Raw genomic sequence first — 6411 nt, forward strand, 5'->3', positions numbered from 1 at the left:
CCTCCTGCTTACTTGTTTGAAGATGAAGAATCTACGATGCCACCTAATAAAATATCGATGACGGCATCCAGCGCTTCGCCAATCGTCACACGATGCTGGTTCGCCAACTGTTGATCAATTAGCTGGTTGAGCGTTCCGGTATACATCTGGATCAAGATCGGAAGCTGGATACGACGAAACACGCCTTCTTCTACCCCTTGCTCCAGAATGATCCGAACATGCTCCCACTCCTGCTGATTGAACTCGTCGATCAGCTTCCATTGCTCGGGATAGTAGCGCTTCAGCTCATACCACACGCGCAGGTCCGTTCGCGAGAAGTTGTTCGGCACCAGTGCCAAGAGCTGCCGCATCTTCTCTACCAAATCGAGGTCACGATCATGCAAAATCTGATCTTCCGCTTTACGCAAATCCTCGATGTTTACTTCAATGACCTTGGTAATCAAGGCTTCTTTCGATGGAAAGCTCGCATACAACGTCTTGGTGCTAACGCCTGCTCGCCGAGCTAAATCGGACATCGTAAAACGGACGCCCTTGGTCTCAATCTCATGATAGGCGCATTGAAGGATACGCTCCTGCATGTTTTTACCCCCTTTCGAAAACAAGGAAAATATTTTGTTTTTCATATTTTCCAAAAGGTACTCTTAGCATAACGGCGTACGCATGCCTTGTCAACAATCACCAAACCACACTTGGCTCAGTGCCTCGATACCCGGATCGATTTTTTCCAAAGGAATGCCCGCGAAGCCGAGGAAAAACTCTTTTGGCAAGGGATTGGGTGGCACCAGCCATGTAAACGATGCGGACGAGGCTCTCACGCCTGCTTGAATTGCCAGCTTTTTCAACTCCTCCTCGCTTCGCTCGCTGTTTACCCGCAGTAAGACATGGAAGCCCGCATCCGCTCCGATGACTGTCGCTCTTTCGCCAAAATGCTTGTGCACAGCCAGCAGCAACGCATCATGCTTTTTGCGGTACAGCTTGCGCATTTTACGGACATGCTTTTCGAAGTATCCTTTTTCCATAAAGGCTTCCATCGTCCGCTGATGCAGTCGGGATGAGGATGGTTCCAGCAATGTCTCGCGTAGCAGGTTGTAGTACGTATCCAACAGAGATTCTGGCAAGACCATGTACCAAATGCCAAGTGCAGGCGCCAATACCTGCGCAAAGCTCCCCATATAAATGACATTCGCATGCGGGAGCAAGCCTTGCATAGACGGAATCGGTCTGCCATGGTAACGAAACTCTCCGTCATAATCGTCTTCGATGATGTACCCTCCCACGCTTTTGGCCCATTCGAGCAATTGCAGTCGCTTGGATATAGGCATGATCATCCCACGTGGGTATTGATGAGCCGAAGAAACGGCAGCCAACCGAACCTCTGAGTCATATAGCTCACTGACATTAATTCCGTCCTCTGTCAGTGAGATCGGCACCACATCGTAGCCGTGCTGGCGAAACGTATTGGCAAACAGCAAATACCCCGGATTTTCTACGCCGATGCGTTGAAACTGCGGCCTTACCATCAAACAGATCAAGGACAGCAAGCCAAATTGGTCCGCCCCAATCACCACTTGATTCGGTGAACAAGCAACACCCCTGTACCTGCGCAAGTAATCAGCGATTTGGCTCCTGAGTCCAACCTCCCCTTGCGGATCCCCATAAAAAAGATTCTCCTGCTGCTCTATGTGAAGTGTCTCATTGTACAAACGCCGCCAAATCATGGTTGGAAATAACGAAAAATCATTGCGGGAGAGATGAAAGTCATAGACGTATTCTCGCTCGTCACGCAGTATGGGCCGCTGGATGGTTTGTATGCTCAGATCAGCACCCGGCTTCACCTCTGGATCAGGCAATTTCTCCACATAGTACCCACTGCGCGGTTTACTCTGGATAAAACCTTCCGCCAGCAGCTGCTGGTATGCCATTTCCACGGGTGTCGTGCTCAAGTCCAGCAGGTCAGCCAGCTTTCGAACGGATGGCAGCTTGCTACTCACCGCCAAGCGTCCTGCGACGATCTCCTTTTTTAAATAGGCATAAAGCTGTACGTATTGCGGATCGTTGTCGTTTTCCTGCCAGTTTGGGGTCAAGAGCATCTCGATTTCCCCCTCCCATCTGTCCTTTTCATTTTTACAAAACTGCACATTTTCAAGTATACACTTGTTCGTTATCCTGAGAAAAAGAAGTTATGAACGAACAGGAGGACAACGACTATGTCTATGACACCACACGAGAATGCCAGTGCAGCGGTTCGCTTTTTGGAAGGAGAACGTGTTTTTTTGCGACCGATTGGCACGGAAGATACCGAATTATACTTCCGCTCCTTGTTCAGCAAGGAAACGCGTATGCTGACTGGTACACAAAAACATTTCACGCGCGAGCAAATCCAGCAGTACATAGAGAACAAAGGCCAAGACTCTTCCAGTGTCCTCTTATTGATCTGCCTGTGTGAAAATGATCAGGTGATTGGCGACGTCCAAATCGGGGATATCGATCGGAATAATCGCAGCGCCTTTATCCGAATTTCTATTGATCAAAATGCCTATCAAGGCAAAGGCTACGGAAGTGAAGCCCTTCTGCTGATGCTCGATTATGGTTTTGGCATCCTCAATCTGCACCGTATCGAGCTAAACGTGTTCGCCTTTAACGAACGTGCCATCCACACGTATGAAAAGCTCGGCTTCCAACGGGAAGGCGTACAGCGACAAGCGCTTTATTACAACCATGCCTATCACGACTCCATTCTCATGTCCATGCTGGCAGATGAGTATCGGGCGAAATATTTAAAATAGCAAATGGAAAACGCACTGAAGGATCATCCAACCCAGGTGCGTTTTTACATGTTGACTGGAACTCCACAGAATAAATTCACTGTAGGTAAATAGGGTCAAGAAGGAGTATAATTATGTAATTGGTAAGAAAATCCACTTGCTTCACAGTAATCCGTTCAAGAAAGAGAGATTGATATGAAAAGAAAACTCCTGATCACCCTAAGCTTGTTCATCGTGCTGAGTGTATTGACGGGTTTCCAATCTGCATCAGCCAGCACCTTGCAGCAGTCATTGCAATCTACCCTTGTCCCTGTTTCAAAAATGGAGCTTCCCGCAAAAACCATCATCGGGTTTGGAGAAGCTACACATGGCAACAAGCAATTCACTACGCTGAAGTTAGATATTTTTAAGCACTTGGTAGAAAAACAAGGTTATCGCGTATTTGCAATCGAAGGTGATTTTGGCGGTGGACAAAAGGTCAATGAATACATCTTAGGTGGCAGCGGAACTGCGCAGGATGCCGCAAAAGCCATCGGGTTTACGATTTATCATACAGAAGAAATGGCGACCCTTCTCTCTTGGATGCGCTCCTTTAATGAGCAGAGAGATACCAAAGATCAAATTCACTTCTATGGCTTTGACATGCAACGCTATGACCATAACAAAAACGGGCTTTTCTCCTATTTGAAAAAAGTTGATCCGACACTCGCAACCAAGTATGAGAAGCTGCTTACGAATCTGAATGATCAGACCGTGTATGATCAAAAGATCGCCCTCGTACAGGAGGCACTCACCCACATAAAAAGCTTGATGGAGCAAATGAAACAAAACCAATCCGCCTACATCGCGAAAAGCTCTGTGAAAGAATATGAGCTGGCTACTGCCTTGGCAGAATCCATCAAGCAAAACGCTACACTGCGCGGAACCAACACGAACTATGGCAACACCCGTGATCGCTATATGGCGGACAAAGTGATGTGGACTCTATCCTTTGAAAAGAAACATTACGGTCGCAATAACCTGTTCATCGCCGGACATAATGGACACATTGAAAAGACCTCCACTTCCGCAGGATTGACAACCTGCATGGGGTCACATCTCGCAAAAGCCTTGGGGGATCAATATTACGCAATCGGAAGTGAATTCTACGAAAGCACCTTCCTCGCAAAGGACGCCACTACCAATGAGCGCAAAGCATTTACTGTAAAAAATAGTGGCAAAGATCGGCTAGCTGTTTTGTTTGCACAGACAGGCATGGCGGATGGATTCCTTGATTTTGGCAAGGCAAAGCAGCATCAGGATTTTTACACCTATCTGAATAAAGCCCAGTCCATCAGTGCAATTGGTGATGCTTTTAGTAGCTGGTATGGAAAAATGGAGAAGATGTATACGTTGCAGATGGTTCCAGCAAAAGCTTTTGATGCGATCATCTTCGTGCGAACGGCTACTCCTTCGGTTATGATAACGGATTAACGGGTGGACATTTTCCTGGTTAAAAATTACGGCAGCCAATGAAACTGGCTGCCGTTTTTTGAGGGTATGCGATTATTGCTCCAATACCTTTTCAAGCTCGCCGCACCAATTGCTCCAGCCATACTTGGCTCCACCCAGTGCTTGAGCATTTGAGATTCCGGTTTGTTCGAGATGAAGGTTAACCCTTCCGTCCCCTAAATCCTGCAACGTCCAGGTGACCGTGTGCTCCTCTCCTCCACTGCACCAAGTATAGGACAGCCGGTGTGGCTCTTCCACGATAAGCACTTCACCGTTAACAATTCCATCCCAATATTCGGTCGGCTGCGTGCGAAACTGAAAGTGATGTCCGATAACGGGCTTAAAATCATTTTCCATCGCCTGTCCGGTGTGGACGTTGACCATCCACTTGGTGAGCTTGTTTGCATCGGTTAAAGCGGACCAGAGCTTCTCCATCGATGTTTTGTACTGAAAATCCAGGGATAATGTTAAATTCATTCTTCTTCCTCCTCTAAAAATTGGTTTAAGCGCAACATATTCGTACTCCAGAACTGCGTATAGAAAGCTAACCAATCTTGAATTTCTCTAAGTGGGGCGGCGTTTAGCCTATATCGCGTTTCTCTGCCTACTTTTCGGTCAAGTACCAGTCCGGCCTCTTTCAAGATTGTCAAATGCTTGGATACCGCTGTACGCCCCATTTGAAACTGTGCCGTTAATTCATGAAGCGGCATCTCCTCTGCCTCTGCTATCAGGCGAATCAGTCGACGCCTGGTTGGATCTGCAATCGCATCAAACACATCCCGTGACGGGTTATTCTCGCTCACAACACTCCCTCCAAAATCTGATTTTCTGTAGGATGGTGGGGACAACCGTTAATTTCTGCAACCTCCCTAAAGTTTGCGGCTCATCGGACGTAGCGCCCACGAGACGATATTTAGCGCAGCGTATGTGCGTGAGATAAAGCCGCTCCAGTCATTAAAAAGAAGATACCAGTGTGAACCCATTCTTTAAGCCGAGGGAAACCTGGGATGACGAGAGCAATGGCTCCAAGCACTTTCCAAATCCCAAGAATGGTCAAGATGTATGGCGGGTAACCAAGATTCGTCACTAACTCGATGTTTCCCCCTCATAACGGTTTCAAGTGAAACTTATTCATGTCCGAAACTTTCTAAATGACTAATTCCCAATTGGACACCAATTAGTGTCATTTTGATGATACGACACCTTTTGGTGTCCTGTCAACAATGACCTTTACTTTAGCACGACTGGAAAAAACAGTGTATTGTCCCCTGACTACATGCTAAAAAGCCCCGGCGCGTTCATGCCGAAGCTTGATGATTGTCAGTCGAATCTGAATAACTGCCTGTTAACGTAACCCTTGACTAAGTTCTACGGTCCTATCCTTCACATTTCCATTGCAAAGTCCACCGTGGTAACAAACCACAGATGCAATGTCGAGGTCTACATACTTTTTCAACGAGAGTCTAGCTGCATTCATATCTGGTGTAGTTGGGGCATGAATGCCTTCGAGAAACCCGTTTACACTGTACATCGAGTCCCCGGCAATGAGGATCTTGCTTTGCTTTAGATACAGGCTGATATGACCGGGAGTGTGCCCAGGAGTATGGATGACGCGAATCCCACCGCAAAACGGCAGTTCCTGACCGTCACTCACGGTATGATCCACTCTACCCTTCGGTGGATTCTCAACGTGTCCGTCTTTTAGAAGTGGGATTTCCCCCTGAATATACGGCTTATCCAGTTCGTGTGAATAAACGTGAACCTGATCCCCACCCTCCTGCAAAATCTCTGGGAGACTGCCGATGTGATCCACATCCTGATGCGTTAAAATCACAGCTTTTAGTTTGTCGAACGGCACCCCTGTCTTTTCCATGGCCACGCGTAAATCTTCCATTTGTCCTGGGAATCCGGTGTCTATTAAAACAGCCATGTCTTGATCCCACAACAGAATGGGATGAATGATATTCCCTTGAAAATCCAGATGAAGCATTTCGACTCCCTTTGAAATTTCCATCAATCAGCCCTCCGTAAAACCAATTTTTTACGTAAGGTTATATTATTATGTTGGTTTCGTTGTTGTCAACATTGCATAAAAAAAACCATTCCTTTAAGGAATGGCTTCTTCATTCATTCAAAACTGGATCTGCATGATCAG

Annotated in this window: 7 protein-coding genes and 1 pseudogene; 2 read left to right on the top strand and 6 right to left on the bottom strand. The window is 46.9% G+C overall.

The features are described 5' to 3' along the window. Positions 1–8 precede the first annotated feature (8 nt). Together HPY31_RS15140 and pdxR are read right to left on the bottom strand one after the other, a co-directional pair. On the bottom strand, positions 9–578 hold the full coding sequence (locus HPY31_RS15140; protein WP_172141379.1) for a TetR/AcrR family transcriptional regulator: 570 nt from the start codon (positions 576–578) through the stop codon (positions 9–11). Positions 579–668: 90 nt separating this feature from the next. Further along, on the bottom strand, positions 669–2090 hold the full coding sequence (pdxR, locus tag HPY31_RS15145; RefSeq protein ID WP_172141380.1) for a MocR-like pyridoxine biosynthesis transcription factor PdxR: 1422 nt from the start codon (positions 2088–2090) through the stop codon (positions 669–671). Positions 2091–2207: 117 nt separating this feature from the next. On the opposite strand from pdxR, the gene HPY31_RS15150 reads away from it, so the two are divergent. Together HPY31_RS15150 and HPY31_RS15155 are read left to right on the top strand one after the other, a co-directional pair. Next, entirely contained in the window at positions 2208–2786 is a 579-nt protein-coding gene (locus HPY31_RS15150; protein ID WP_172141381.1) for a GNAT family N-acetyltransferase, read from the top strand. Positions 2787–2960: 174 nt separating this feature from the next. Beyond that, a complete protein-coding gene (locus HPY31_RS15155) occupies positions 2961–4238 on the top strand; it encodes an erythromycin esterase family protein (protein WP_172141382.1) in 1278 nt (425 codons plus the stop codon). A gap of 72 nt (positions 4239–4310) precedes the next feature. Here the strand turns inward: HPY31_RS15155 and HPY31_RS15160 are convergent, their stop codons facing one another. From HPY31_RS15160 to HPY31_RS15175, 4 genes and pseudogenes are all read right to left on the bottom strand, one after another. Continuing rightward, positions 4311–4733 carry an SRPBCC family protein gene (locus HPY31_RS15160; protein WP_172141383.1) on the bottom strand — a complete coding sequence of 141 codons (423 nt, stop codon included), beginning with the start codon at positions 4731–4733 and terminating at the stop codon, positions 4311–4313. Then, a complete protein-coding gene (locus HPY31_RS15165; protein WP_172141384.1) occupies positions 4730–5059 on the bottom strand; it encodes an ArsR/SmtB family transcription factor in 330 nt (109 codons plus the stop codon). The genes HPY31_RS15160 and HPY31_RS15165 overlap by 4 nt, the downstream gene beginning before the upstream one ends. A 66-nt stretch (positions 5060–5125) precedes the next feature. Further along, positions 5126–5361 (bottom strand): annotated as a pseudogene (locus HPY31_RS15170) (DoxX family protein); the annotation flags it as partial. 240 nt (positions 5362–5601) lie between these two features. After that, a complete protein-coding gene (locus tag HPY31_RS15175) occupies positions 5602–6270 on the bottom strand; it encodes an MBL fold metallo-hydrolase (protein ID WP_172141385.1) in 669 nt (222 codons plus the stop codon). Between the last annotated feature and the right edge of the window lie 141 nt (positions 6271–6411).

Origin of the sequence: Brevibacillus sp. HB1.3, from assembly GCF_013186635.1 — a bacterium.
GTDB lineage: Bacteria > Bacillota > Bacilli > Brevibacillales > Brevibacillaceae > Brevibacillus > Brevibacillus brevis_D.

Coding starts and splice junctions, on each gene's coding strand:
- HPY31_RS15140 (WP_172141379.1), bottom strand. CDS start 578: ATGCAGGAGCGTATCCTTCAATGCGCCTATCATGAGATTGAGACCAAG.
- pdxR (WP_172141380.1), bottom strand. CDS start 2,090: ATGCTCTTGACCCCAAACTGGCAGGAAAACGACAACGATCCGCAATAC.
- HPY31_RS15150 (WP_172141381.1), top strand. CDS start 2,208: ATGTCTATGACACCACACGAGAATGCCAGTGCAGCGGTTCGCTTTTTG.
- HPY31_RS15155 (WP_172141382.1), top strand. CDS start 2,961: ATGAAAAGAAAACTCCTGATCACCCTAAGCTTGTTCATCGTGCTGAGT.
- HPY31_RS15160 (WP_172141383.1), bottom strand. CDS start 4,733: ATGAATTTAACATTATCCCTGGATTTTCAGTACAAAACATCGATGGAG.
- HPY31_RS15175 (WP_172141385.1), bottom strand. CDS start 6,270: ATGGAAATTTCAAAGGGAGTCGAAATGCTTCATCTGGATTTTCAAGGG.